General features: G+C 58.5%; 20 protein-coding genes and 1 tRNA gene. 10 read left to right on the plus strand and 11 right to left on the minus strand.

Going from position 1 to position 24,932, the window contains the following annotated elements; translation table 11 throughout:
- Positions 1 to 16 precede the first annotated feature (16 nt).
- The 3 genes from tkt (at position 17) to aroF (ending at position 4,041) form a co-directional block, all read left to right on the plus strand.
- Positions 17 to 2,023 (plus strand): transketolase, encoded by a 2,007-nt coding sequence (gene tkt, locus F6V25_RS06495; RefSeq protein WP_151127804.1) that lies wholly within the window; start codon positions 17 to 19, stop codon positions 2,021 to 2,023.
- A gap of 166 nt (positions 2,024 to 2,189) precedes the next feature.
- Positions 2,190 to 2,879, plus strand: a complete 690-nt coding sequence (locus F6V25_RS06500; RefSeq protein WP_151127805.1) for a Crp/Fnr family transcriptional regulator — start codon at positions 2,190 to 2,192, stop codon at positions 2,877 to 2,879.
- Between the two features lie 148 nt (positions 2,880 to 3,027).
- On the plus strand, positions 3,028 to 4,041 hold the full coding sequence (gene aroF / locus F6V25_RS06505) for a 3-deoxy-7-phosphoheptulonate synthase (RefSeq protein WP_151127806.1): 1,014 nt from the start codon (positions 3,028 to 3,030) through the stop codon (positions 4,039 to 4,041).
- A gap of 463 nt (positions 4,042 to 4,504) precedes the next feature.
- Here aroF and nikR read toward each other — a convergent pair whose 3' ends face one another.
- The 6 genes from nikR to F6V25_RS06535 all read right to left on the minus strand — a co-directional run bounded on the left by nikR (position 4,505) and on the right by F6V25_RS06535 (position 11,740).
- Complete coding sequence (nikR, locus tag F6V25_RS06510) at positions 4,505 to 4,924, minus strand: nickel-responsive transcriptional regulator NikR (RefSeq protein WP_149306678.1); 420 nt, start codon at positions 4,922 to 4,924, stop codon at positions 4,505 to 4,507.
- A gap of 9 nt (positions 4,925 to 4,933) precedes the next feature.
- Positions 4,934 to 6,016, minus strand: coding sequence for a threonine-phosphate decarboxylase CobD (gene cobD, locus F6V25_RS06515; RefSeq protein WP_151127807.1), 1,083 nt, complete (start codon positions 6,014 to 6,016; stop codon positions 4,934 to 4,936).
- Positions 6,000 to 6,971, minus strand: coding sequence for an adenosylcobinamide-phosphate synthase CbiB (cbiB, locus tag F6V25_RS06520; RefSeq protein ID WP_151127808.1), 972 nt, complete (start codon positions 6,969 to 6,971; stop codon positions 6,000 to 6,002). Before cbiB ends, cobD begins: the two co-directional genes overlap by 17 nt.
- Complete coding sequence (locus F6V25_RS06525) at positions 6,968 to 9,460, minus strand: cobyric acid synthase (protein ID WP_151127809.1); 2,493 nt, start codon at positions 9,458 to 9,460, stop codon at positions 6,968 to 6,970. The genes cbiB and F6V25_RS06525 overlap by 4 nt, the downstream gene beginning before the upstream one ends.
- A gap of 76 nt (positions 9,461 to 9,536) precedes the next feature.
- Complete coding sequence (locus tag F6V25_RS06530; protein WP_191966099.1) at positions 9,537 to 10,346, minus strand: lytic transglycosylase domain-containing protein; 810 nt, start codon at positions 10,344 to 10,346, stop codon at positions 9,537 to 9,539.
- Positions 10,343 to 11,740, minus strand: coding sequence for a sigma-54 dependent transcriptional regulator (locus tag F6V25_RS06535; protein WP_151127810.1), 1,398 nt, complete (start codon positions 11,738 to 11,740; stop codon positions 10,343 to 10,345). The genes F6V25_RS06530 and F6V25_RS06535 overlap by 4 nt, the downstream gene beginning before the upstream one ends.
- 320 nt (positions 11,741 to 12,060) lie before the next feature.
- On the opposite strand from F6V25_RS06535, the gene F6V25_RS06540 reads away from it, so the two are divergent.
- The 5 genes from F6V25_RS06540 (at position 12,061) to F6V25_RS06560 (ending at position 17,448) form a co-directional block, all read left to right on the plus strand.
- Positions 12,061 to 12,555 carry a chemotaxis protein CheW gene (locus tag F6V25_RS06540; protein WP_151127811.1) on the plus strand — a complete coding sequence of 165 codons (495 nt, stop codon included), beginning with the start codon at positions 12,061 to 12,063 and terminating at the stop codon, positions 12,553 to 12,555.
- A 34-nt stretch (positions 12,556 to 12,589) separates the two neighbouring features.
- Positions 12,590 to 14,428, plus strand: a complete 1,839-nt coding sequence (locus F6V25_RS06545; RefSeq protein WP_151127812.1) for a chemotaxis protein CheA — start codon at positions 12,590 to 12,592, stop codon at positions 14,426 to 14,428.
- Positions 14,429 to 14,603: 175 nt separating this feature from the next.
- Positions 14,604 to 15,431, plus strand: coding sequence for a CheR family methyltransferase (locus tag F6V25_RS06550; protein ID WP_151127813.1), 828 nt, complete (start codon positions 14,604 to 14,606; stop codon positions 15,429 to 15,431).
- A gap of 17 nt (positions 15,432 to 15,448) precedes the next feature.
- Positions 15,449 to 16,357, plus strand: a complete 909-nt coding sequence (locus tag F6V25_RS06555) for an HDOD domain-containing protein (protein ID WP_151127814.1) — start codon at positions 15,449 to 15,451, stop codon at positions 16,355 to 16,357.
- Positions 16,357 to 17,448, plus strand: a complete 1,092-nt coding sequence (locus F6V25_RS06560) for a protein-glutamate methylesterase/protein-glutamine glutaminase (protein WP_151127815.1) — start codon at positions 16,357 to 16,359, stop codon at positions 17,446 to 17,448. Before F6V25_RS06555 ends, F6V25_RS06560 begins: the two co-directional genes overlap by 1 nt.
- A gap of 75 nt (positions 17,449 to 17,523) precedes the next feature.
- Here the strand turns inward: F6V25_RS06560 and F6V25_RS06565 are convergent, their stop codons facing one another.
- Positions 17,524 to 17,757, minus strand: coding sequence for a hypothetical protein (locus F6V25_RS06565; protein WP_151127816.1), 234 nt, complete (start codon positions 17,755 to 17,757; stop codon positions 17,524 to 17,526).
- 2 nt (positions 17,758 to 17,759) lie between these two features.
- A complete protein-coding gene (locus F6V25_RS06570) occupies positions 17,760 to 19,337 on the minus strand; it encodes a peptide chain release factor 3 (RefSeq protein WP_151127978.1) in 1,578 nt (525 codons plus the stop codon).
- A gap of 414 nt (positions 19,338 to 19,751) precedes the next feature.
- Between F6V25_RS06570 and F6V25_RS06575 the strand changes: the two genes are divergently transcribed.
- Positions 19,752 to 22,238, plus strand: coding sequence for a PAS domain S-box protein (locus F6V25_RS06575; protein WP_151127817.1), 2,487 nt, complete (start codon positions 19,752 to 19,754; stop codon positions 22,236 to 22,238).
- Between the two features lie 235 nt (positions 22,239 to 22,473).
- On the opposite strand, the gene F6V25_RS06580 is transcribed toward F6V25_RS06575, so the two are convergent.
- From F6V25_RS06580 to F6V25_RS06590, 3 genes are all read right to left on the minus strand, one after another.
- A complete protein-coding gene (locus tag F6V25_RS06580; RefSeq protein ID WP_149306666.1) occupies positions 22,474 to 22,920 on the minus strand; it encodes a DoxX family protein in 447 nt (148 codons plus the stop codon).
- Between the two features lie 35 nt (positions 22,921 to 22,955).
- Entirely contained in the window at positions 22,956 to 23,813 is an 858-nt protein-coding gene (locus F6V25_RS06585; protein WP_191966101.1) for a GGDEF domain-containing protein, read from the minus strand.
- A 66-nt stretch (positions 23,814 to 23,879) separates the two neighbouring features.
- Positions 23,880 to 23,956, minus strand: a tRNA-Arg gene (locus tag F6V25_RS06590).
- 123 nt (positions 23,957 to 24,079) lie between these two features.
- On the opposite strand from F6V25_RS06590, the gene F6V25_RS06595 reads away from it, so the two are divergent.
- Positions 24,080 to 24,928: an MBL fold metallo-hydrolase gene (locus tag F6V25_RS06595; RefSeq protein ID WP_151127819.1), complete on the plus strand. Its 849-nt coding sequence runs from the start codon at positions 24,080 to 24,082 to the stop codon at positions 24,926 to 24,928.
- The last annotated feature ends 4 nt before the right edge of the window (positions 24,929 to 24,932 follow it).

The raw sequence follows: 24,932 nt of genomic DNA on the forward strand, positions 1-24,932 counted from the left end.
AGGAGCATCACACGATATGCAGCAGGCAGTCATTCCCGCAGACAAGGCCAGGCTCTGTGCCGACGCCATCCGTTTTCTCGCCGCCGACGCGGTTGAAAAGGCCAATTCCGGCCACCCCGGATTACCTATGGGGGCCGCAGACTGCGCCTTTACCCTGTGGGGCAATTATCTCTCCTTTAACCCCGAAGACCCCCGCTGGCCCAACCGCGACCGTTTCATCCTCTCGGCCGGCCACGGCTCCATGCTGCTCTATTCGCTCCTGCACCTGTTCGGCTATGACCTGCCGCTGGAGGAATTGAAAAACTTCCGCCAGTGGGGCAGCAAAACCCCCGGGCACCCCGAGTTCGGCCATACCGTCGGGGTCGAGGTGACCACCGGCCCCTTGGGCCAGGGGTTCGCCAATGGGGTCGGCATGGCCATTGCCAGCCGGATGGCGGCGGAACGCTTCAATACCGCCGACTTCAGCCCCATCGACCACACCATCTACGCCCTGGTGGGCGACGGCGACCTGCAGGAAGGGATCAGCTACGAAGCCGCCGCCCTGGCCGGTCATCTCAAGCTGGGCAACATGGTGTATCTCTACGATGACAACGGCATCACCATCGAGGGCAAGACCAATCTGGCCTGGTCCGAGGACGTGGCCGGACGTTTTACCGCCAGCGGCTGGCATGTGCAGAAGATCGACGGCCACGACTACACTCAGATCATGGCCGCCATTGCCGCCGCCAAGGCCGAGACGGAGCGCCCGTCGATCATTATCGCCACCACCCACATCGCCTTCGGCAGCCCCGCCAAACAGGATTCCTCCGGGGCTCACGGCTCGCCCCTGGGCAAAGACGAGATCGCCGCCACACGGGCCAACCTGGGATGGCAGCATGCCCCCTTCGAGGTGCCGGAAGAGGTCCGTGCCATCTGCCGTGAACGGGTCGAGGCGCTCAAACGTCGCTATACCTTCTGGCAACGCGGTTTTGCCGGCTGGCATGCCGCCAATCCCGAAAAGGCAAAGCTGTGGGATGAAATGTGGAACAAGCAGGTACCGGCCGCGCTGGCCGATGAATTGCTCGCCGTGGTTGCCGACAAGGACGGCGCCACCCGAGCCCTGTCCGGCGCGGTTCTCCAGAAGGCGGCCGCTCTTATTCCCGCCTTGGTGGGCGGATCGGCCGACCTGTCGCCTTCCAACAACAGCGATATCAAGGGCGCGGCTTCCGTGCAGCCGGGCGCGTTTGCCGGCCGCAACCTGCATTTCGGCATCCGTGAACACGCCATGGGCGCGGTGGTGAACGGCATGGCCCTATATGGCTGTTTTATCCCCTACGGCGCCACGTTCCTGGTCTTTTCCGATTACTGCCGCCCCTCCATCCGTCTCTCCGCCTTGATGAACCTGCAGTCGATCTATATCTTTACCCACGATTCCTTTTTTGTCGGCGAGGATGGCCCCACCCATCAGCCGATCGAGCATGTGGCCTCACTCCGCATGATTCCGGGCCTCCAGGTGATCCGTCCGGCCGACGGCCTGGAAACGGCACAGGCCTGGCAGGCGGCATTGCAACGCAGCAATGGGCCGACGGTCCTGATCCTCACCCGCCAGAAACTTCCGGTCATTGCCCGCCCCGCCTCCTTCGACAGAACGGATGGCCTCAAGGGAGGATATGTCGCGGCCTCGCCCGCCGGAAAGCCCGACGTGGTCATCATGGCCAGTGGCTCCGAGGTGCATGTGGCGGCCGATGCGGCAGGCCTCCTGGCTGCACGGGGGATCGGAGCCCGCATCGTCTCCGTGCCCAACCTGGGGCAGTTCCAGGCCCAGCCTGCCGCCTACCGCGACGAGGTGCTCCCGGCAGGAGTTCCCCGCGTGGCCTTTGAAGCGGGGCGTGGCGAGTCCTGGGGCAAGCTTCTGGGATGCGACGGCCTGTTCATCGGCATCGAGCACTTCGGCGCCTCAGCCCCGGACAAGGTGTTGGCGGAACAGTTCGGCTTTACCGCGCCCCAGGTGGCGGAGAAGATCGCTGCTTTCCTTAAAAAATAGGCTTGAACATCTGCCCCAGAGACACGGAGACACAGAGGAAAGGCAGAATCGAGGAAACCGAAAGCAACATCTTTTGGGGTTAATCTACAAAATTTCTATTTCCTCTCCTGTGCCGTTCTCCGTGTCTCTGTGGCAGATGTAAGGTTTCGGATGTTAAGGTGTTGGTATGGAACTGATCGAGCTGCTCAAAAAATCCCTGCTCTTCTCCGGCCTAAAGGATAACGACCTGGCTGAACTGGCCGTCATTACGGTCCGCCGCACGTTCCGGAAAGGTGAGTCCCTCTTCAGCGAGGGCGATGAAGCCACCGGTTTTTACCTTTTGGTATCGGGCAGCATCAAGCTCTGCCGTATCGCCCCCGATGGCCGGGAAAAGGTGCTGCACTTCGTGCAACCCCGCGAGACCTTTGCCGAAGCGGCGTTTTTCGGCGACGGCCGCTACCCGGCCGAAGCCCGTGCACTGGCGGCCGGCGAGGCGCTCTACCTGCCCAAGGAAGGGTTTCTGGAGCTGATGGGGCGCAATCCCAATTTCTCCCTCAACCTGGTGGTCTCCCTGTCGCTCATGCTGCGGCAGTTCGCCCGCCAGATCGAGGAGCTCTCCTTTGCCGACGTCACTTCGCGGCTGGCCTCCTTTCTGGTCCGGCGGTCCGCCGAAAAGTCGGCCAGTTACGGCGGCATCACCTACATCGACCTGGGGGTCAAAAAGGGCGAGCTTGCCTCGCGGCTCGGCACCGCCAGCGAGACCATCTCCCGCACCCTGCGCAAACTGAAGGACGAGGGGATTATCGAGGTCCAGGGGAGCCGGGTGGTGATCCACCAGATGGAAAAGCTGCAAAAACTGTCCGAGCGGCACGAGTGAGGATCGAGGATACTTTTGCCACGGAGTTACGGGGATACAGAGAAAAACAAGATCAAGGGCATCTGAAATCTTTGTCGGTTCGGAAACAGCAGAGGCGTGCCGTATCTCCATGGGAAATTTTGTCTGATTTGGGTAAAAGGAGCTATTCATGTTGATCGTCATGAGCCATAATGCCACCACGGCCGATATTGACGCCGTGGTCCGGACCGTAAACGAGATGGGCCTTACGGCGGCGCCGATCCCGGGCAGGGAACGGACCGCCATCGGCGTCCTGGGCAACCAGGGATATGTCGATGACAGCAAAATTCTGGAACTGACGGGCGTACAACAGGTGATCCACGTTTCCAAGCCATACAAGCTGGTTTCCCGCGATTTTCATCCCGCAAATACCATTGTCGATGTCAGGGGCGTCCGTGTCGGCCAGGGGTGCCGGCCGGTGGTGGTGGCCGGGCCGTGCGCCGTGGAGAGCGAGGAGCAGATCGTCAAGACAGCTCTCTTCGTGAAACAGGCCGGCGCCGACATGCTGCGGGGAGGGGCGTTCAAACCGCGCACCGGCCCCCATACCTTCCAGGGACTGCGGGAGGAGGGGCTGAAGCTGCTCGCCGTGGCGGGGAGGGAGAGTGGCCTGCCCATCGTTACCGAGGTGATGAGCCCGGACAGTGTGGGGCTGGTGTCCGAGTACGCCGACCTGCTCCAGGTCGGGGCGCGCAACATGCAGAACTTCGACCTGCTGCGGGAACTGGGCAGGATCCGCAAGCCGGTGCTGCTCAAGCGCGGCATGAGCGCCACGGTGGAGGAGTTCCTGGCCGCGGCCGAGTATATCCTGGCCGAGGGGAACGATCAGGTCATCCTGTGCGAACGGGGGATCCGCACCTATGAAACCGCTACCCGCAACACCCTCGACCTGGCCATTGTGCCGCTGATCAAGGAAATGTCCCACCTGCCGATCATGGTCGATCCCTCCCACGCCACCGGCAAGCGCAGCCTGGTGCCCCCCATGGCGCTGGCGGCGTTGATGGGGGGGGCCCAGGGCGTGTTGGTGGAGGTGCACCCGGAACCGGAAAAGGCACTCTCCGACGGTCCCCAGTCCCTCACCTTCCCCGGATTCGGAAACCTGATGGAAGAGGTCCGGCGGCTGACCGGTTTTCTGGGGTATGTCTGACCGTATATAAAAGGCTTGTAATGATTTGGTCGCCGGTGTAATAATGAAACCACCAGAACGTTCTCTCTACCCTGTTGGTCGGCAGTAGCACCCGGGCGGAATGCTAAACAAAACGGGGGTCGCTCCCTGCTGTGGTGTGCTGCCCCATTACGCGGGATTTGCCTGAAGCAGTATACTGACTCCCATGGTTGAGGAAACTCGCCGGAGGTCCTTTAAGCTGACGGCAGGGTGGAGAGAATGAGTAAAAAAGGGGAAGCCTCGCGCTTCCCCTTTTTTTGTACACCTGAATCCGTGACACCTTCCTGCCGCCGCTGGTCCGGAAGGTCTCTGCCTTTGCGTTTGCAGAGTTTGCGACCGACGGGCCTCGTAAGTGAGATATTACGGCATGGCGGCGGGCAGGCCCCGGCTCTTCCGGATACAGTGGCATTCCGACGTCACGGATTCAGGATAAACTTGACGTCCCTTAGCCCAATTCCCGGCCGGTGGTCGTCATCACCAGCTTGCCGTGCTTGACCCCCTTCACGCCGATCAGGGAGTCTGCGATGGCCTTGATCTGGCTGGCCTTGCCCCTGACGATCAGCACCTCGAGACAATTGTGGTGGTCCAGATGCACGTGCAGGGTCGAGATGATGCGGTCATGGTGGTCGTGCTGGATGGCGGTCAGCCGGTCGGCCAGGTCGTGGACGTGGTGGTCGTAGACCAGCGTCACCGTGCCGACCGTTTCCTCGTTGCCGTCTTCCCAGGTCTGCTCCACCAGGGCGTCGCGGATCAGGTCGCGTATGGCCTCGGAACGGTTGACGTAGCCCTTTTCCGTAACCAGCCGGTCAAAACGCTCCAACAGCCCGTCGTCGATGGATATACCGAAACGTATGGTCTCTCCCATCACACCCCCCTATTCTGTTGATAGAATCTTTGTCAAACATGCAACGAGACGTTCGTTTTCCGGGCGCGTACGCACCGCGATGCGGAAAAAACGGGGCGTAAGGCCGCTGAAACTGGCGCAGTCGCGGATAATGACCAATTCGGGCAGGAGTTTTTGCGCCAGTTCCCGGGCCGTCATCTCGCCCGTAAGCTCCACCAGCAGGAAGTTGGCGCGGGAAGGGTAGACTCTGAGCCGGGGAAAGCCGGCCAACCGGTCGGCCAGGAAGCGCCGCTCCTGGTCGATGAAGAAGAGGGTCCGTTGATTATGCTCCCGATCCCGCAGGGATGCCGTGCCGGCGGCCTGCGCCAGGGTGTTGACGTTCCACGGTACGCCGAGGGCGTCGAGACGCCCGCACAGCGGCGCATTTGTCACGGCATACCCCAGGCGCAGGCCGGGGATGCCGAAGAATTTGGTCATGGACCGCAGGATGAGGGCGTTATCGCTCGTGACGACGGCGTGTTTGGCCGACGCCTCCTCGCAGAAATCCATAAAGGCTTCATCCAGCACCAGAAAGGTGCCTGCTGCGCTGCACAGTTCACGGACCTGCTCGACGATGGGCGGCGGATAGAGCGTGCCGCTGGGGTTGCCGGGGTTGCAGAGATAGAAGGCGTCGTACCCCTCGGCAAGTTTCGCTTCCAGCCGTGCCGGGTCCAAGGAAAAACCGTCCTCTGGTGCGAGCGGGAAGTGGTGCACCTCCCACCGGTGCCGCTTCAGGGCCCGCTCGTATTCGCTGAAGCAGGGGGCGGCGAGCAGGGCGCGTTTCCCGGATAGGACGGCCGGCAGTTGGTAGATCAGTTCCGTCGAGCCGTTGGCGATAACGAAGTGGGTTGCGGGAAGCCCGTGGTAATGGGCGAGGGCCTCTTTCAACTCTTCATGGCCGGCGTCGGGGTAATGCACCAAGCTGTCAAAGGCATGGTCGACGGCCGATCTCACCAGGGGCGACGGTCCCAGCGGGTTGATGCTGGCCGAGAAATCGGCCAGTGCGGACAGCGGGACGCCCATCCGGCGCGCCGTCGCGAATATGGTGCCGCCGTGGTCATAACTGCGGGACATGGAAGCCTTTCAGCGCCCAGGCAGCGGCAATGCAGGCGGCTGCCATGAGCAGGGTGGTGGCGTACATCAGCCTGATCATACTCCGGTATGCCCGGCCGTCAAGGGGGAGCAACGGGTCGCCGATGGGCTCCTTCCAGGAGGGCTGGCCGCCATAGCTGGCCGCCCCCCCCAGGCGCACCCCCAAAGCCCCGGCGGCCGCAGCCTCCGGGTGGCCGCTGTTGGGCGAAGGATGATTGCGGCGGTCGCGCAGCGTGATGCGCGCGGCGTTGCGCCATGAAAGTCCGGTCAGGGGCGAGACCATGATCATCAACAGGGCGGTCAGCCGGGCGGGGAGGTAATTCAGCAGATCGTCCATGCGGGCCGATGCCCACCCCAGCCGCAGATAACGCTCGTTTTTATAGCCCACCATGGAGTCCAGGGTGCTGACCGCCTTGAAGGCCATGCCGGCCACCGGCCCGCCGAGGGTCAGCCAGAACAGGGGCGCCACAATGCCGTCGGCGGTGTTCTCGGCGACGGTTTCCACCACTGCCCGCCACATATCGGTATCTGAGAGATCGTGGGTATCCCGGCCGACAATAAAGGACAGGTTGCGTCGCGCCGCCTCCCGGTCTCCGGCCATCAGAGCGTCGGCAACCAGGGCCGATTCCCGGTGGAGGGAGCGGGCGGCCAGGCAGGTGTAGGAAACGTACGCCGCGCCCAGGAGGCCGGCAAGGGGAGTAAGGATTGTGAGCCCGTACAGCGCCAACCAAACGGTTGTGGCGCTCGTGCCCACGGTGAGGAACAACAGGCCGATGCCGGCGGCCCGCTCATGGCGGGTGATCTTGCGCAGGCTTGATTCGAGGAAGGCGATCAACCGGCCGATCAGGACCACCGGATGGGGCAACCGACGGGGGTCGCCCAGGGCCAGGTCCAACGCCAGGGCCAGGATCAGCACTGCCGGTTCAGCAGGTGTCACCGTTCCAGCCCGCACATATGCAGCAGGAGGGGGATGTCGAGATGCCGCTCAAGGTGATCGGCCAGCCGGTCGAAGGGATCGCCGCGATCCGGTTCGTGGGCGTCATGCCGTACGGGGAGTCCCTTGTCGCTGCGGATACGGTTGAGATAGGCCTTCCGGAAACGGGCGTTGTCGAAGATGCCATGCAGGTAGGTGCCGAAGATTCTGGCATCGGGGGAAACCGCGCCGTCCGGGACGGCAACCTGGGCGGCTCCGCGTCGGGAGATGCGGGCAAAGGGGCGCCCCGGGCCGACGGGGGTGGTGATGCCCATGTGGATCTCATAGCCGGCCAACTCCTCCTCGCAGCCGGGGGCCAGTGCCTGACCGGCGTCGTCGAGGCGGGCCGCCGCCTGATGGGTGCTCTTTTTCGGCAGGAGTTCCGTCTCCACCGGGAGCAGGCCGAGCCCGGCCAGTTCCCGAACGTCCGATTCCACGCCGTCGGGGTCCGACACCCGTTGGCCGAGCATCTGGTAGCCGCCGCAGATGCCGACGATCTGCCCCGTGAAGTCCTCGATCGCCTCGAAGAAGCCGCGCTCCTTCAGGTAGTTGAGGTCGGGGATGGTGGTCTTGCTGCCCGGGAGGATGAGGACATCGAGCCCTGCCATCTGCTGCGGCGATTCCAGATAGGTGAGGGTACAGTCCGGCTCGTAGCTGAAGGCGTCGAAATCGGTGAAGTTGGAGATGCGCGGCAGCCTGACGACCCCTATGCGGATGGTGTTCGGGTCGGGGGCACCGCCGGTCGGATGTGAGGGGCGGCTGAGGGCCATGCTGTCTTCGGCCGGCAGATTGAGGTCCGCAAGCCAGGGGAGGACGCCGATGACCGGGATGCCGGTCCGCTCCGTGATGAAGTCGAGCCCTGGCCGCAGGATGGCGGCGTCGCCGCGGAATCTGTTGATGATGATCCCGCGGATCATCGCCTTCTCATGGGGCTCCAGCAGGTCGATGGTGCCGACGATCTGGGCGAAGACGCCGCCGCGGTCGATGTCGGCCACCAGTATGACCGGGCAGCGTGCCATGGCGGCAACCCGGAGATTGGCGATGTCGTTGTGCTTGAGGTTGATCTCGGCAATGCTTCCGGCACCCTCGATGGCGACGAAGTCGTAGCCGCCTTTCAGGCGTTCGAAACTCTCCGCGACCCTTGCAAAGGCCTGGGGCTTGTACGCATCGTACTGTGCCACATTCATGGAGCCGACCGGCCTGCCCTGGACGATGACCTGGCTGCCGGTGTCGGAATTGGGTTTCAGCAGCACCGGGTTCATGTCGGTATGGGCATCGATGCGGCAGGCCTGGGCCTGCACGGCCTGGGCCCGGCCGATCTCGCCCCCGTCGGGGGTGACGGCGGAATTGAGGGACATGTTCTGGGATTTGAAGGGAGCGGTGCGGATGCCGCACCTGACCAGCAGACGGCAGAAGCCGGCCGTGACGACCGATTTGCCCACGTCCGATGCGGTGCCGCAGAACATGAGGGCACCCGGCCGGGATACCGCCGGCGTATCCGTTTCCGCCTGAATCCGTGACGCCTCCATGCCTCCTGGCCGGAAGGCCTCTGCCTTTGCATGTAGAGAGGTGATCGACCGTCCGACTGAGGACCGGCATGGCGCTTGGTCCGCTGCGGCACGTGCGGCGTGCGGGCCCCGGCTCTCCCGGCCACTGCGGCATTCCGGCATCACGGATTCAGGTTCCGAACTGGGGGCGGCGCCGTACTTGCCGGCATACCCCCGTGGAGTGACCATGCGTCCGTGGCTGTCCACAAAACTGCTGCTGTTGCCGATGACCACGATGGTGGACATGTCGATCCGGTGCTCCAGCAATGCTCCCAGGGTGGTGACGGTGCTCTGCTCGTCCGGGCGGCAGGCGTTGCGCACGATGCCCGCCGGGGTCTCGGCCGGACGGGAGGCCAGGATGATGCGGCGGGCCTCCTCGATCTGGGTGACCCGTTTTGTGCTGCGGGGGTTGAAGATCACGATGACGAAATCGGCCCGGGCGGCCGCCGTAAGCCGTGTCATGATCAGGTCCCAGGGGGTGAGCAGGTCGGAGAGGGAGATGACGGCAAAGTCGTGCATCAGCGGTGCGCCCAGCACGGAGGCCGCCGCCTGGATGGCCGAAATACCCGGTATGACCCGGACATCCGGCTGGGGCAGGCCGCTTTCGGCCTCGTTTTCCAATAACTCCAGCACCAGGCCGGCCATGCCGTAGATGCCGGCGTCGCCCCCGGAGACCAGGGCGACCGCTTCGCCGGCGCGCGCCCTGACGATGGCCTCGCGGCAGCGCTCGATCTCGCGCATCATGCCGGTTGCCACCGTCGTTTTTCCGGCGATGAGGGGGCTGATCTGCTCCAGATAACTGTCGTAACCGATAATGGTTGTGGATTCGGCGAGGGCTTGCCGGGCGGCATCGGTCAGGTGGACGATGTCGCCGGGGCCGGTGCCGATGATATACAGGGGTGGCATGAAATCACCTGTTCATGGTCGGGATGGGTGCCACACGATATGTGGTGCGGTAAAGATGTTAGACATTATGCGAGGGTCAGGCGCTGTACGATGCGTAGAGCTGTTTTACCCGTACCAGATAATTTTGTGTTTCGCGGGGCATGCGATCCGGCCTCCTGTCCACGTTGCCCGGTCCCCAGTTATAGGCGGCCAGGGCCGAGTCCACGTTGCCGTCATAGCGGTCGAGCAGGTCGCGCAGGAAGCGCGTCCCGGCCATGACGTTCTGCTCGGGGTCAAAGGAGTCGTTGACACCGAGGGAACGGGCGGTTCCGGGCATGAGTTGCATCAGGCCCCTGGCCCCTGCGGAGGAAACGGCCGTGGGGTTGAAGTTGCTTTCGGCTTTGATGACGGCCTTGATGAGCCCTGTCTCGACCCCGTAACGGCGGGAGGCCTTGGCAATGATCGGCTCCAGCCATTCTTTGTCGCTGCCCAGCGGTGTCGAAGACGCGGACGGGTACACCGCAGCAGGTTGTGTCGAAGGGGATTCCCCCCCACTGTAGGCTGTCTGGCTCGGGGGTGCCTGCGCGGCGGCGTCGGCATAGGCCTTAATGAGGGGCTGGAGCAGGGACGGCTGCTGTCCGAGCGTCTGGGCCGGCGAGGCGTCGGACGCGCCGTCTCCCGCCAAGCTCAGGGTGGTCTGGAGCATCTGCAGGCTGAGAGCTTCGGCAAGGTTTTGGGCGCTGGCCTGCTGCGTCTGTTCCGTCGTCGAGCTCTCCATGGCACGGTCGAGCCGTTCGGCGAAGACGCCATCGGTCCGTCCTGCGGCGTCCTGGCGCTCGCTCTTGCGCGACTCCAGCGCCAGAACCGATTTGAGAAGCGACAGATTGCCGCTGATATCTATGGTCATTGCGTCTCGGACTCCTTGCCGTAGGCCAGGTTCTTTTTCTTCAGCTTCTCGATCAGGGTCGTGCGTTTCAGGTTCAGTAGCATGGCCGCTTCCTTCTTGTTGCCCCTGGTCCGCTCCAGAGCCTGGAGGATCAGCCGGTTTTCGAACTCGTCAAGGACCGAGTTGAGGCAGATGCCGCTTTCCGGGAATTCGTTCCCGACCGGGACTGCCGGGGCCTGCACCTGAACCGTCCGGGAAAGGTATTTCTCCGGGAGATCGTCAGGGGTAATGAGGCCGCTATCCTTGAGAATCACCAGGCGTTCCACCAGATTCTCCAACTCCCGGACGTTCCCCGGCCAGTCGTAGGCGCAGAGGATTCCGAGGGTTTCGCTGGAAAAGCCCGTTACCGCATGCCGCTTTTCGCCATTGAAACGGTCCAGAAAGAAGTCTATCAGCAGCGGTATGTCCTCGCGCCGATCCCGCAGGGGGGGGATGGTGATGGGAATGACCGACAGCCGGTAAAAGAGGTCTTCGCGGAAGTCCTGGGACTCCACCAGATCCTCCAGTTTCTTGTTGCTCGCCGCAATGATGCGGACATCCACCTTCTGCGACTTCGTCGATCCGACCGGTTCGAATTCCTTGCTCTGCAGGACCCGCAGAAGCTTGACCTGCAGATTGGCCTTCATGTCGCCGATTTCATCCAGGAACAGGGTCCCCTTGTCCGCCATCTCGAAACGCCCCGCACGATTGGCATACGCGCCGGTGAACGACCCCTTGATATGGCCGAACAACTCGCTTTCGATCAGGTCCTCGGGGATGGCTGCGCAGTTGATCGGGACAAAATTTTTGTCGCTCCGGGAGCTCAACTGGTGTATGGCACGAGCTGCAAGTTCCTTGCCAGTGCCCGATTCTCCCTGGATTAACACCGTGGCGTTTGAGGCGGCGATCTTTTCGATCAACTCGAAGAGGGCGGCCATCCGGCTGCTTTTTCCGATGATGGAGGAACAGAGCGTGCGAGGGGCGCGTGGTGCAGTCCAGGCATGGGGCGTTTTCATAGTCTGGAACTCCCTGGCGCGCATGACCAGACTTTCCAGCTCGTCCAGATTGAGCGGCTTGGACAGGAGAAAAACATTGTCTTCGTTTGCCGAGTTGATATGGGCATTGCTTCTGTAGCCGATCAGGACAAGGAGCGGGTTTATCTTCTTGGCCTCTTCGATGAAATTTGGGGCGATATCGGCCAGCAGCTTCAAGTCTGCGATCACGATGCCGATATGTTTTTCATGTATGGTGTCAAAAATATTGGATGCCTGGGTGGCGTGGGCGATGTCGTACCCCTGGTATTTCAAAAAGGCCGATATGAGATCGCGGGTTTTGCGATCGTCCTCGACTATGAAAATGGTGCCCGGCGTATCCATGACGTATTATCCAGTACTGGCAGAGGTGTGCGGTGATGTGCCCACGATGCTTCGAAAGGCATTAAGGGAGAATAATAGGGCGCATTGACACTAAAGTCAAGAAAATGACTTTGTGTTTTTCTTGCGATTGGCAGGGCAGCCGATCTGTTTGGTGCTGCCGTCCCGAATTTAAATTTTATCGTACTTGATAAATGGCGGTCTGCATGATAAATATTAGCCATAATTTAGTATTCTAATTTATGCGGGGGCTGCCGTCCAGGCAAACTTCCATAACTATTTTGATCATTTCGAGTATGCTTATCCACATGGAGGAGGGAGTAATGAACGATGCGCTCGTGCCGGTGAAATCTGATGAATCTCGCGATAAATTGATACAGTTGGTAAGCTTTAATCTTGACCAGGAGGAATATGGGGTCGATGTCCTCAAGGTCAGGGAAATTATCCGGATGCCGAACGTGACGCGCGTTCCCAATACTCCCCATTATGTCGACGGTGTCATCAACCTGCGCGGCAAGGTGATCCCCATCATCTCCATGCGCAAAAAATTCGGCCTAATGGAAGTGGACAACGACAAGCAGACCCGCATTATGGTCATGGATGTGGAAGGAGAGCTGATGGGCTTCATCGTCGATGCCGTTTCGGAAGTCATCCGTATTTCCGGCAGCGAGATCCAGCCTTCGCCCGCGGTAGTCGCCAGCGGCATTGACCAGGAGTGCATTGCTGGTGTAATAAATCAGGCTGAGCGTCTGCTGGTTCTGCTCGACTTGGAGAAGATGTTCTCCGGCGACGAGCGGCGGCTTTTTGCATCAATGTAGTTTGTAGGGTCCAGTTTTTTTCAAGGAGACGTTAATGCCACCGTTTGATAGTGAAGACCAGGAACTGCTGGAAGGCTTCCTTACCGAGACAACCGAACTGCTCGAGAAACTCGACGACGATCTCGTGGCTTTGGAGAAGGAAAAGTCCTCGGACGACCCCGAACTTCTCAACCGGATTTTCAGGTCGATCCATACCGTTAAGGGCGCTTCGAGTTTTCTGGGCTTCGACCTCTTGGTTAAAGTGACCCATAAGACGGAGGATGTTCTCAACCGCCTGCGAAAAGGCGAATTGACGGTGAACCCTGAAATCATGGATGTCATTCTCGAAGCCACGGATCTGGTCAAGGTTCTGGTAAGCGATATCAAGGCGGGTGAAATTCAGGAACGGGAGATCGACGGTACCATCGCCAAGCTGATGCCACTCCTTTCCGAGAGCGTTGCCGCCCAGGCTCCGGCCGCCCCGCAACCCGCTGCCGACGCAAGTTCGCAAGCGGCTGCCGAGCCCGTTGCGGCTCCTGCCCCGGATGCCGCGGCAGCATCGTCGGCCGAACCGCCGCCGTCGCCTGTCAAACAGGAAGTCGCACCGGTCCCGCCGCCGAAACCGGCCGGGGACGCCGTCGCCAAGAAGGCACCGGTGCCCAAGCCGACCGAGGGGAAGGGAGAGGACCTTTCCGACAACACCACCGTGCGCGTCGATGTCAAACGCCTTGACGACCTGATGAATCAGGTGGGCGAACTGGTGCTTGAGCGTAACCGCATGATCCAGCTTAATCAGGATCTGCAGCAGGGTGACTCGGAACGGCTCGATTTTAATGAAGAATTCGGCAAACTCACCAAGCGGATGAGCTTTGTCACCTCGGAACTGCAGATGCAGGTCCTGAAGATGCGCATGATCCCGGTGGACAAGGTTTTCAAGAAGTTCCCCCGTATCGTCCGCAGCTTGGCCCGCGACCTGGGCAAAGAGGTCGATCTGCAGATTTTCGGCGAAGAGACCGAGCTGGACCGCTCGGTTGTGGACGAGATCGGCGATCCACTCATCCACTTGATCCGCAATGCCATGGACCACGGCCTGGAGACCCCCGACGAACGCGTTGCCGCCGGTAAGCCACGGGTGGGCGTCCTGATCCTGGCCGCCGTCCACGAGGGCAACCAGATCATCATCAGCATCAAGGACGACGGCCGCGGCATCGACACCGACCGGGTCGGGCGCAAAGCCGTGGAAAAGGGGTTGATCACCGAGGAGCAACTGGCCGCCATGAGCCAGCGTGAAGTCTTCGATCTGATCTTTCTGCCCGGCTTCTCGACCAAGGAGAAGGCTTCCGACCTCTCGGGCCGGGGGGTCGGCATGGACGTGGTCAAGACCAATATCAAGAAGCTCAACGGTTTGATCGAGATCAAGAGCGAAAAGGGGCTGGGATCGGAATTCATCCTGCGCCTCCCGTTGACCCTGGCCATTATTCAATCGCTCCTGGTAGAGGTGGAGGGAGAGATCTACTCCATTCCTCTCTCCTCCGTGCTTGAGACCCTGCGGGTCGAACAGCGCACGTTCCACATGGTCGGCGGCCAGGAGGTACTCAAACTGCGCGAATCGGTGCTGCCGCTGATGCGCCTGCAACGGAAGTTCAACGTACAGCAGCGCTATGAAAACGACGATTTCTGCTATGTCGTCGTTGTCGGCGCCGCGGACAAGCGCATGGGACTGGTGGTCACACGCCTGGTGGGACAGCAGGAGGTGGCCATCAAGTCGCTCGGCAACTACCTAGCCAATATCCCCGGTATAGCCGGGTCCACCATCCTCGGCGACGGCCGGGTCACCCTGATCGTCGACCCGGTCGGGCTCATCGATGACGGCGAAAACGCTCCGGGCCGGTAGGCCGGCAGTTCCCACCAATATTTTTCTCCCCGGCGGCGCGAGTCGGCGATTCGACTCGCATTAAAAGAAACTTGGACGAAAAACGGTACAATTGAAGGTTGCCGATTCGATAACTGACATAGATATGCTGGCGTTCTTGGAGTAGGCGCCAACCACAAGCCCAAAAGGACCGACCGTGTCAATATCCGATAGTGATTTCATACAGCTGCGCGACTTTATCTACAATATCTGCGGAATGTACTTCCATACCACCAAGAAGTACTTCCTGGAGAGCCGTCTTAGTCGGAGGATGGAGATTACCGGCACGAAGACGCATCTGGAGTACTATCAGTTCCTCAAATCGCCACGCGGTTCCGAAGAGCTGAAGTATCTGATGGATGAGATCACCACAAATGAAACCTATTTTTTTCGCAATGTGCCGCAACTGACGGCGCTGGAAACAAAACTTCTGCCGGAAATCGTCGAAACCAAGAATAAGATGGGCTTTCGCAAGCTGCGCATCTGGAGTGCCGGCTCCTCCTCGGGGGAGGAAGCCTATACCATGTCCATGATGCTGCTGGAAAAGCGTTCGACGCTCCTCAAGGACTGGATTATCGAGATCGTCGGCACCGATATCAACGAAACCGTCATCTCCCAGGCCAAAGAGGGGATTTACAACGCCTATTCGGTCCGTAACATCCCCGACCTCTACAAACGCAAGTATATAAAGGAGGAGAACGGCAAGTTCCTTCTCTCGCCGGAGGTCAAGAAGTTCGTTACGTTCAACAAGCTCAACCTGTACGATGATTCCAAGATGATCTTCATGAAGAGTTTTGATTTTATCTTTTGTGCCAACGTGTTGATTTATTTCGATACTGCTTCGAAATCCAAGGTTGTCCAACACTTTTACAACAACCTACAACCATACGGTTATTTTTTTGTAGGCCAATCCGAGTCCCTGCATGGGGTCAACGACAAGTTCAAGACCGTCCACTTTCCCGGTGGCTTCACCTACAAAAAGTAGCCTGAAAGGTATATTCCATGGACAAGCTCGCGATGATACAGAGAGCGGAAGAATTGGTTGGTACAATCGAGGATCTGCCGACGATTCCCGTGGTCGCCACTCAGGTGCTGCTTCTCCTTGACCAACCGGAGGTGAAGGTCGAGGATGTGGCCGACCTGATGCTGACCGATCAGGTCATGACCGCCCGGGTGATGAAGATGGTAAACTCGCCGATCTTCAAGCCCGGCCACGACATTACCTCCCTCAGGCTGGCGCTTGTCTATCTCGGCTTGAAGCACATCCGCGAACTGGCCCTTACCACCTCCCTGATCAACGCCTTTGACGCCGATACGGGCGATTTTCAGATCAGCGCCTTCTGGGAGCATTCCTTCGGGGTCGGCATGGTTTCCAAGATCATTGCCGAAAAGATCGGGTATCCGGATCTTGAAAAGGCTTATATCGGCGGCATTATCCACGACCTGGGCGTCGTCTTCCTGAGCCAGTACCAGCGCGAGGATTTTCAGGCGGTCCTGGACCGCATCAAGGATAAGCCGATCAAGCTGGTGGATGCCGAGGCGGAGCTGCTGGGCACGACCCATTGCGAGATCGGCCTGTGCATGGCCCGGAAATGGAACTTCCCCGAGGTGTACTGCGAGCTGATTTCCCAGCATCACACACCTGCCGAGGCGACCATCGACCCGGTCCTGTGCGCTATCGTCAACCTGTCCGATCTGTTCTGCGGCGTGCGCGAACTTAATTACGGCGGAAGAGAGTGGGTAAGTTTTAACCTGTCCGATGAAGCCGCTTGGCAGATACTCAGGAACGAGGCCCCGAATCTGGCAAACCTTGATATCGAACGTTTCTGCTACGAGCTGGACGACGCCATTCCCGATGTCAAGGCGTTGGTCCGTTCCATATTTACTTCACACGAACAGGCGGGGGATTGATGCTTACTTCCCGAAGCGGAAAAATACGGGTACTTATCGTCGACGACTCTTCGTTCATGCGCATGGCGATACGAAGTGTGCTCTCCAAGGACCCATCCTTTGATATCGTCGGTACAGCGGCAGACGGCCTGGAAGGGGTGGAGAAGGCCATCGCCCTCAAGCCGGACGTCATCACCATGGACGTGGAAATGCCCCGCATGGACGGCATCGCTGCCCTGCGCCAGATCATGGCCAAGGCGCCCACCAGGGTACTCATGGTCTCCACCCTGACCAACGAAGGGGCCAAGGCCACCTTCGAGGCCCTCGACGCCGGCGCCATCGATTACATCCCCAAGAACGTCACCGACTCGACCGAGGCCCAGCATATCTTCCGCGAGGAGTTGTTGCGCAAGGTCAGGGAAGCGGGGAAATCCCATGTGGGCCGCATCGCAGCCTCCTCCCCGGTACGGTCTGTCGGCGTCGCCTCTGTTGCCGCACCCCCAACGCGTCCCACGGCATCGCGGTTTACCGGCAAAAAAATCAATTATGTGGGGATCGGCGCATCCACCGGGGGACCGGTGGCGCTCCAGGAAGTGCTCTCCCGTATTCCCGTCAATTTTCCCTACGGCATCATCGTCGGCATTCACATGCCCAAGGCCTTTACCGGCCCCTATGCCGATCGCCTGAACGCCAAATGCTCCATGACCATCCGGGAGGCGGTAGATGGCGATGTACTCAAACCCGGCCTGGCGCTGGTCGCCCCTGGCGGCATGCATACCACCCTGGTGCGCAGGGGAACGAGCGTTGTGGTTAAAACCGTCCCCACCAGCGCCTATCCGCAGTATGTTTATATCCCCTCGGTGGACCTGATGATTTCGAGCATGGCCGAGGCAACCAACGGCTCCATGCTGGGGGTTATCCTGACCGGTATGGGTAACGACGGTTTCAAGGGGATGCAACTCCTGAAGAGCAAGGGGGGGGTGACTATTGCCCAGGACGAGGCGACATCGACCATCTACGGCATGCCTCGGGCCTGTATCGAAGGCGGGGTCGCCGATGAGGTGCTGCCCCTAGGGCAGATCGGTTTCGAGATATCCAAGTTCATGGGGTAGCCGTGGGGCTACCTTCCTCAAGAGAAAAACGAAAACAAAAAAGGGCGGCCCTGTCAGGGACCGCCCTTTCCTGTCTTATCGTTGAGCGTGAACAACCAGCCCTTTGGCGGTGGTCACGACCTTGCAGTCGGAAAAACCCCGATGTTTCAGCCGCCGCAGGATGAAAAAAGCGGCAACCGGGTGGACATGGGGCAGTATCAGGGGGAAATTCTCCAGGGGTAGATGGCTGATGGCCTGCCAGGTCGCCCGTACCCGGTACCCTCCCCGCTCTTCACCCTGCTTGCCCGGTTGTGCGGCGGCTTCGGCCATGCCTAGCTATGCTCGCTGGTTTCGTGGAACTCCAGCTTCTTCCAGTTTTCCATCGTATTGTCCAGACGCCATTGGCTGCCGGCCATGTAGGTCAGCTTGCCTTCGCCGTCGATATAGAGGTGCATGACCTCCTTCTTCTCGAACTCCTCGATCTCCTTCTTTTCGCCGAGAACCCAGCGGGCGGTCACGTAGCTGACCGGCTCGAAGGCCACCTTGACGCCGTATTCGAACTCCAGGCGGTGCATGACCACCTCGAATTGCAGCAAGCCGACCGCCCCGATGACCCAGTCGGCCCCCATCAGCGGTTTGAAAACCTGGGTGGCGCCCTCTTCGGCCAGTTGCACCAGACCCTTCTCCAGCGCCTTTGACTTCATGGGATTGAGCAGCCTGACCTTGCGGAAATGTTCCGGGGCAAAGCTGGGGATGCCGGTGAATTTCAACTCCTCCCCCTGGGTGAAGGTATCGCCGATCTTGATGGTGCCGTGGTTGTGGATGCCGATGATGTCCCCCGGCCAAGCCTCCTCCACATTGGTCCGGTCCTGGGCCATGAAGATGGTGGCGTTGGCGATCTGCACCTCGCGCCCCAGGCGTACGTGCCGCACCTTCATGCCGCGGGTGAACTTGCCGGAACAGATGCGGAAGAAGGCGATCCGGTCCCGGTGGGCCGGGTCCATGTTCGCCTGGATCTTGAAGGTGAAGCCGCTGAAGGGCTCCTCGTAGGGCGACACCATCCGGCTGATCGTCTCGCGAGGCAGCGGCGCCGGGGCATACTCCACAAAGGCGTCCAGAAGCTGTTGAACGCCGAAGGTGTTGATGGCGCTGCCGAAAAAAACCGGCGTCTGCTGCCCGGCCAGGTAGGCATCCTTGTCGAAGGGATGGGCGGCCCCCTCCAGGAGTTCCACATTATGGCGCAGCTCATCCACCTGACTGCCCAGCAGTTCGTCCAGCAGCGGGTCGTCCAGGCCGGTGGCGGTCAGCACCTGGCCGGTGCCGTTGGCCGCATCGGGGTCGAAAAAGGTCAACTCCTTGGTGTAGAGGTGATAGGTCCCGCGAAAGCGTTTGCCCATCCCCACCGGCCAGGTAACCGGGGCGGTCTGCATGTGCAGGTTTTTCTCGATGTCGTCCAACAGGTCCAGGGGGTCCTGCCCCTCCCGGTCGAGCTTGTTCATGAAGGTCATGATCGGGGTACGGCGCAGGCGGCAGACCTCCAGAAGCTTCTTGGTCTGGCTCTCCACCCCCTTGACCGAGTCGATCACCATCAGCACCGAGTCAACGGCGGTCAAGACCCGGTAGGTATCCTCGGAGAAGTCGTTGTGGCCGGGGGTGTCCAGCAGGTTGATCTCGCAACCGGAATAGGTGAATTTCATGACGGAGGAGGTGACGGAGATACCGCGCTGTTTTTCCAACTCCATCCAGTCGGAGGTGGCATGGCGGGAGCTCTTCCGGGCGCGGACCTCTCCGGCCTGCTGGATGGCCCCGCCAAAGAGGAGCAGTTTTTCGGTGATGGTGGTCTTGCCGGCGTCAGGGTGGCTGATGATGGCAAAGGTACGGCGTTTGTCGACTTCCTGCTGGTTATGCATTTCCACGAGTGCTCCTTTAGCAATCGAAAGGCGGGCTTAGCCCGCCTTTCGATATATTCTCAACTTACTAATATCAATGGGTTATCTACTTGTTGACAAGTTGCAAAAAACGACAACAATAGCAAATACATTAGCAGATTTTACCGGTATCTGCCATAGATTTTCCTCTTGCAATTGCCTGTTAAATCCAGATAAGTAAAATATCATGATAGTGGGAAATCTCTTGGTCGTGCAGGCAGGATTGCGCCAAGACCTGATACGAACATTACTTGTGTTGGCTTTTCGTCTGGGGCAAGGCGCTGAAGATTATTTAACTGGATTTCTTTTTCAGCGAATTCAAGATTAGAAGTCAACATTGAGTCTATTCTGCGTTATCTTCGACTGTAGGATAGCAACCTATGACCTGGGGGCATTTTGGACACTTTTGCAGGTTTTTTAAATAATGCGGCATTGATGCTTATCCTTTGTGTCGTTTATGACACATTTAGCGTCTCTGAAATTTCAAAAAAAAATCTGCGGGACAGTTTGACTGGAATCCTGGTTGGGCTTATCTGCATTGCCGTTATGTTGAATCCCTGGCCTTTTGAACACGGTATATATTTCGATACCAGATCGGTTCTTCTCAGCCTGTGCGGGCTCTTTTTCGGGCTCGTTCCTACAACGATTGCGATGGGTATTGCCGGAGCATTTCGCCTCTACCAAGGCGGCTCTGGGGGGGCGGTCGGGACTATTGTGATTGTAGTTACAGCGTGTTTTGGTCTTGCCGGGAAACATTGGAAAGATAAAAACGAGAAATCTCTCAATTGCATGCAACTGTACTTTTTTGGCGTTGTTACCCATCTGGGAATGCTCTCCTGCATGTTCCTCTTCCCCGCCGGGTTGCGTAATTCCATCCTCAGAGAGTCCGCCCCCCCGGTCCTGCTCATTTATCCTGTCCTCACTACGATTATCGGCCTTATATTGAAGAAGCAAGAAGACCGCAGAGCGGCGGATAGTAAGCTGCTTTACTCAACTTCTTTGGCCACAGCCGCCCTGGAATCTACACCTGATGGCATCCTGATCGTAAGCCGGGAAGGGAAAATCACCCGTTGGAATCAGCGGTTTGTCGAACTTTGGAATGTTCCGCAGCATCTTCTTTATATGACCGATAATAAACAGATACTCGCTCATGCGTCCTCTCAGATGGCCGGCCCTGAAGAATTTTTGGCAAAAGTCGCAGATATGTACGAACATCCAGAGCAAACAAGTACCGACATACTCTATCTTGCTGATGGCCGCATTTTTGAACGTTATACACAGCCTCAGAAAGTCGGTAATGAAATTGCGGGACGCTTCTGGTCATTTCATGACATCACTGAGCAAAAGAAAGCTGATGAGTCGCTACAGATGATGCGGTTTTGTGTTGATCATGCGGGTGATAGCATGTTTTGGGTCACCAGCGAGGGGCGTATCCTGTATGTGAACGAAGCAACTTGTGCGGGCCTTGGTTATTCCCGTGAAGAACTACTCAGCATGAGTATTTTTGACCTTGACACGGATTACCAGCCTGGCGTATGGGCGGCACACTTCGAAGAACTCAGGCGGCGAGGTAATATTATACTTGAGACTCGGCACTGTGCAAAGGACGGCCGTATATTTCCCGTCGAGGTCAACGCTAACTATGTTCATTTTGGCATCCACGAATTCAATTTCGCCTTTACTCGCGATATAACGGAACGTAAGCGTGCTCTAGAGGAACGGCTGAAACTTGAGCAGCAACTCCTCCACGCCCAGAAACTGGAGAGCCTTGGAGTGCTGGCTGGTGGTATTGCCCACGACTTCAACAATATCCTTACATCAATTATCGGGAATGCAGACTTGGCCCTTATGCGCATCAATCCGGAATCACCCGCTATCGATAACCTGCGCAGCATCGAAATAGCCGCTGCCCGTGCCGCCGATCTGTCCAAACAGATGCTCGCATATTCTGGTAAAGGCAAGTTTGTCATCAGTAATCATGACATCAACGATTTGCTGGAAGAAATGCTTCATATACTTCAGGTTTCAATCTCAAAAAAGGCCGTACTGCGCCTTAACCTTACCCGCCCCTTGCCACCAGTCGAGGTGGATGCTACCCAAATTCGCCAAGTTATAATGAACTTGGTTATAAACGCCTCGGAAGCTATTGGCAATAAAAGCGGCGTAATTGCAATCACCACCGGTTGTATGGATTGTGACAACAGTTATTTGAAAGATGTCTGGCTTGATGAAAACATAAATGATGGACTGTATATTTTTATCGAAATTGCTGACACTGGATGTGGTATGGGCAAAGAAACACTTGCAAAGTTGTTCGACCCGTTCTTTACGACGAAATTTACCGGGAGAGGCCTCGGAATGGCCGCTGTCCTCGGGATAGTTCGCGGACATAAGGGCGCAGTCAAGGTCTATAGTGAGCCGGGCAAAGGCAGCACATTCAAAATTCTTCTCCCGGCAAGCGGCAAACCTGTTGAGATTTTCAATCACAATACGAGGGATGATTATTGGAAGGGGAGCGGCACGGTACTCCTTGTTGATGATGAAGAAACGATTCGAGGGATAGGCGCTGAAATGCTCAAAGAACTGGGCTTCAATGTTGTGACTGCAAACGATGGTCAAGAGGCTATAGAAACCTACAAAGCAAGAGCGGATATAAGCTTTGTCATCCTTGACCTGACCATGCCGCATATGGATGGCGAACAGTGCTTCAGGGAACTACGGGCGCTGAATCCCGCAGTGAAAGTAATCATGAGCAGTGGGTTCAGTGAGTTGGAAGTGACGCAAAAATTTGTTGGCAAAGGATTGGCTGGATTTATACAAAAACCTTACAAATTGTTAGCATTGCGTGAGAGCATTGTCGGATTAGATCTTGAACCAAAATAGCCCCTAGACCGATAAAAACGTTTTATTAATAAGTGGAGAGGGCCTCAAACCCGGTTTTTCAAAATTGAGAACGGGTTTTTCAAGATCATATCGACATGAGCAAAAAAACAGCAAATTGCCGCCAAGTTCGATAAATAGTGACATTACGGGGTGTTCGGCGAGAATAGCGGCGGGCTTGGCCCGCCTCTTGTATCCATGATGATTTCAGGGGGGAACGGGTCCCCCGAATCCGCCCCTACGAACGGAAGACCAAGCGGTCCAGGCACCAACGGCCCCCACCGGCAAGAACCAGATAGAGGGCCATGCCCAAAAGCGCGATATTGAATTCGATGCCATGGCCGTGGCCCGGTATGCAATAGGTGTTCAGGAAAAAACCGTTCACCCAGCTCACCTTGTAGATGGCCACCAGCATGACCGCTGAAATGCCGGCCGCCGAAAGCCGGGTCAGGAATCCGGTCAACACGCCGAAGCCGCCGCCGAATTCGGCAATGATCGCCAGAAGGGCGAAGATCGGCGGGATGCCCATTTTCAGTTCAAAGGTCTTGAAGGTGGCGGTCAAGCCCTGTCCGCCGAACAGACCCAGCAATTTCTGCGAGCCATGGGCCATGAAGATCAGCCCCAGCGGTATCCGCAACATGAGTGGAGCCAATAAGTCGGTTGCGTCAAAACTCCCTTTTGCCATGAGGTCCCTCCGTGATAGTCACAAAATGAAGATGATCAGACCACCACATACGCTATGCCGTCCGTTTCGCGCTCCTTGGCGGTGCGCGCGAGTTCTTCGGCCTTGTGGACGAACTCGCCGATGGCGGGCAGATCGCGCAGGCTGGTGACGGCGCCGATGGTGAAACCGACCGGCCAATCCTTGTGTGCCATCGCCTGCTGCAATTGGTGGTGAAGTGTCTCGAGAAGCGGCAGGGCCGCGGTACTATCGGTATCGGGCATCAGCACGACAAACTCGTCGCTGCCGAACCGGGCGTGGAGATCGCTGCCCCGGGTCGTTGCCCTGATGGCGTCGGCCACCTCCACGAGCAGGCTGTCCCCCGTTTTATGGCCGAACCGGTTGTTGATCTCCTTGAAATTGTTAAGATCGATGCAGGCGATGGAGACCGGCTGCCTGCTCTGGCGCGAACGATGCAACTCATGAGCGGCCGACTCGAAAAAGGCATGGCGATTGAGCAGGCCGGTCAGGGGGTCGCTGCTTGCCAGCGACCTTTCTGCGTGCAGGTGCCGTTTCAAGGTCGCGACCAGAAAACTCATGATCAGCAGGAAGACAAACTCGACAAAAACATTCCAGTAGTGGAGCGGCGAATAGGAAAAGGAAAAAGACGTGCCGGCTCCATCGGCGGTCAAGCGGGTGATGAACGCGAGAAGGCAAAATAACGCGCCAGCCCCCCTGCTCACATGCCACGCAGCGAGCGATACCGGGATCAGGTAGAAGATGATCAGGGAATAATCGCCGGTTATGTAGTCCAGCCAGCCGAGAATGACCAGCAGCACGATGTTTACGATGGAGATGGTGATTGGAGACGGCTGGAGGAGGCTGGAGAAAATGGTTGATGTGCTGCGTGTTGGCATGGGACTGTTACCCGCGTGAGCCATAGCGAACAAAGAGAGGTAAAACATCATCCCGTGTTGCAGGATTGGCGGGCGGCATGGGATTCGAACCCACGACCCCAGGCTTCGGAGGCCTGTACTCTATCCAACTGAGCTAACCGCCCGCACCATTCCTGTCCAGCTTCGGACATTATCCAAACAAATTACACTAATCGAGCGGGCAACTCAAGCCAAAAATCTGTCTTTTTATCGGATGCTCTGTTAGAATGCGCTTTCAAGGGAGAACCATGAAACGCGTGTCCTTGGCCATAGTGCTCTTTGTTGCGCTTTTTTTGCCGATTGTGGCCGATGCGGCCAACTTCAGGTTTCAAAAGGTTGGGGGCGATGTTTATGCGGCCATTGCCGAGCCGGGGAGCCGGGCCGCCAGCAATTGCCTGATCGTGGTGGCCGACTATCAGGTCATCCTGGCCGGCGCCCATTTCACCAAGGCGACCACCAGGGAACTGCTCGAGTTTGTCGGGACCATAACGCCGCTCCAAGTGCGCTACGTCATCCTGACCCACCACCATAGCGGCTTCGACGCCCTGGATACGGATTTCCCCCGCAATGCCGACATCATCACCTCCCAGCGTACCTGGCAACTCCTCAGGAAGGAACCGGGCCAGATCAAAAATCAGGTAATCTTCTTCGAACAGGGGCTTACCATCAAGCGAGGTTCCCGGGAGATCGTCATGACCGCCACCGAGCGCGGGCACAGCGAGGGCGATGTGTTCGTCTCCCTTCCCGAGGACGGGGTCCTGTTCACCTCCGACCTCCTGTTCAACGATGTGGGCGGTTACATGGGGGACGGCTATTTCCGCGATTGGCTCATGGATCTCGATACCTTGGACGAGGTCGGCGCGCGCACGGTTGTTCCGGGGCTGGGCGCGGTGACGAACAACGACGGCATCAAACGTTTCCGGGCCTTCTTCCGCGATTTTACCACCGAAATCCTGCGTCTTGCCGCGAAAGGGCTTGACGTGGACGCCGCCAAACGGGAGTTTTCAGTGCCGCAGTTCCAGAACATGCCCGGATTCCGCACCTTTTTCGATGCCAATTTCCGGCGTGCCTACAACGAGTTGAAGGAGTTGAAATGAGGCC

Origin of the sequence: Oryzomonas japonica (assembly GCF_008802365.1) — a bacterium.
GTDB lineage: Bacteria > Desulfobacterota > Desulfuromonadia > Geobacterales > Pseudopelobacteraceae > Oryzomonas > Oryzomonas japonica.

Coding starts and splice junctions, on each gene's coding strand:
- F6V25_RS06565 (WP_151127816.1), bottom strand. CDS start 17,757: ATGGCCGAAGCCGCCGCACAACCGGGCAAGCAGGGTGAAGAGCGGGGA.
- tkt (WP_151127804.1), top strand. CDS start 17: ATGCAGCAGGCAGTCATTCCCGCAGACAAGGCCAGGCTCTGTGCCGAC.
- cobD (WP_151127807.1), bottom strand. CDS start 6,016: ATGTCCCGCAGTTATGACCACGGCGGCACCATATTCGCGACGGCGCGC.
- F6V25_RS06500 (WP_151127805.1), top strand. CDS start 2,190: ATGGAACTGATCGAGCTGCTCAAAAAATCCCTGCTCTTCTCCGGCCTA.
- F6V25_RS06540 (WP_151127811.1), top strand. CDS start 12,061: ATGAACGATGCGCTCGTGCCGGTGAAATCTGATGAATCTCGCGATAAA.
- F6V25_RS06525 (WP_151127809.1), bottom strand. CDS start 9,460: ATGCCACCCCTGTATATCATCGGCACCGGCCCCGGCGACATCGTCCAC.
- F6V25_RS06530 (WP_191966099.1), bottom strand. CDS start 10,346: ATGACCATAGATATCAGCGGCAATCTGTCGCTTCTCAAATCGGTTCTG.
- F6V25_RS06580 (WP_149306666.1), bottom strand. CDS start 22,920: ATGGCAAAAGGGAGTTTTGACGCAACCGACTTATTGGCTCCACTCATG.
- F6V25_RS06545 (WP_151127812.1), top strand. CDS start 12,590: ATGCCACCGTTTGATAGTGAAGACCAGGAACTGCTGGAAGGCTTCCTT.
- F6V25_RS06595 (WP_151127819.1), top strand. CDS start 24,080: ATGAAACGCGTGTCCTTGGCCATAGTGCTCTTTGTTGCGCTTTTTTTG.
- F6V25_RS06535 (WP_151127810.1), bottom strand. CDS start 11,740: ATGGATACGCCGGGCACCATTTTCATAGTCGAGGACGATCGCAAAACC.
- F6V25_RS06560 (WP_151127815.1), top strand. CDS start 16,357: ATGCTTACTTCCCGAAGCGGAAAAATACGGGTACTTATCGTCGACGAC.
- aroF (WP_151127806.1), top strand. CDS start 3,028: ATGTTGATCGTCATGAGCCATAATGCCACCACGGCCGATATTGACGCC.
- F6V25_RS06555 (WP_151127814.1), top strand. CDS start 15,449: ATGGACAAGCTCGCGATGATACAGAGAGCGGAAGAATTGGTTGGTACA.
- F6V25_RS06585 (WP_191966101.1), bottom strand. CDS start 23,813: ATGCCAACACGCAGCACATCAACCATTTTCTCCAGCCTCCTCCAGCCG.
- nikR (WP_149306678.1), bottom strand. CDS start 4,924: ATGGGAGAGACCATACGTTTCGGTATATCCATCGACGACGGGCTGTTG.
- F6V25_RS06570 (WP_151127978.1), bottom strand. CDS start 19,337: ATGCATAACCAGCAGGAAGTCGACAAACGCCGTACCTTTGCCATCATC.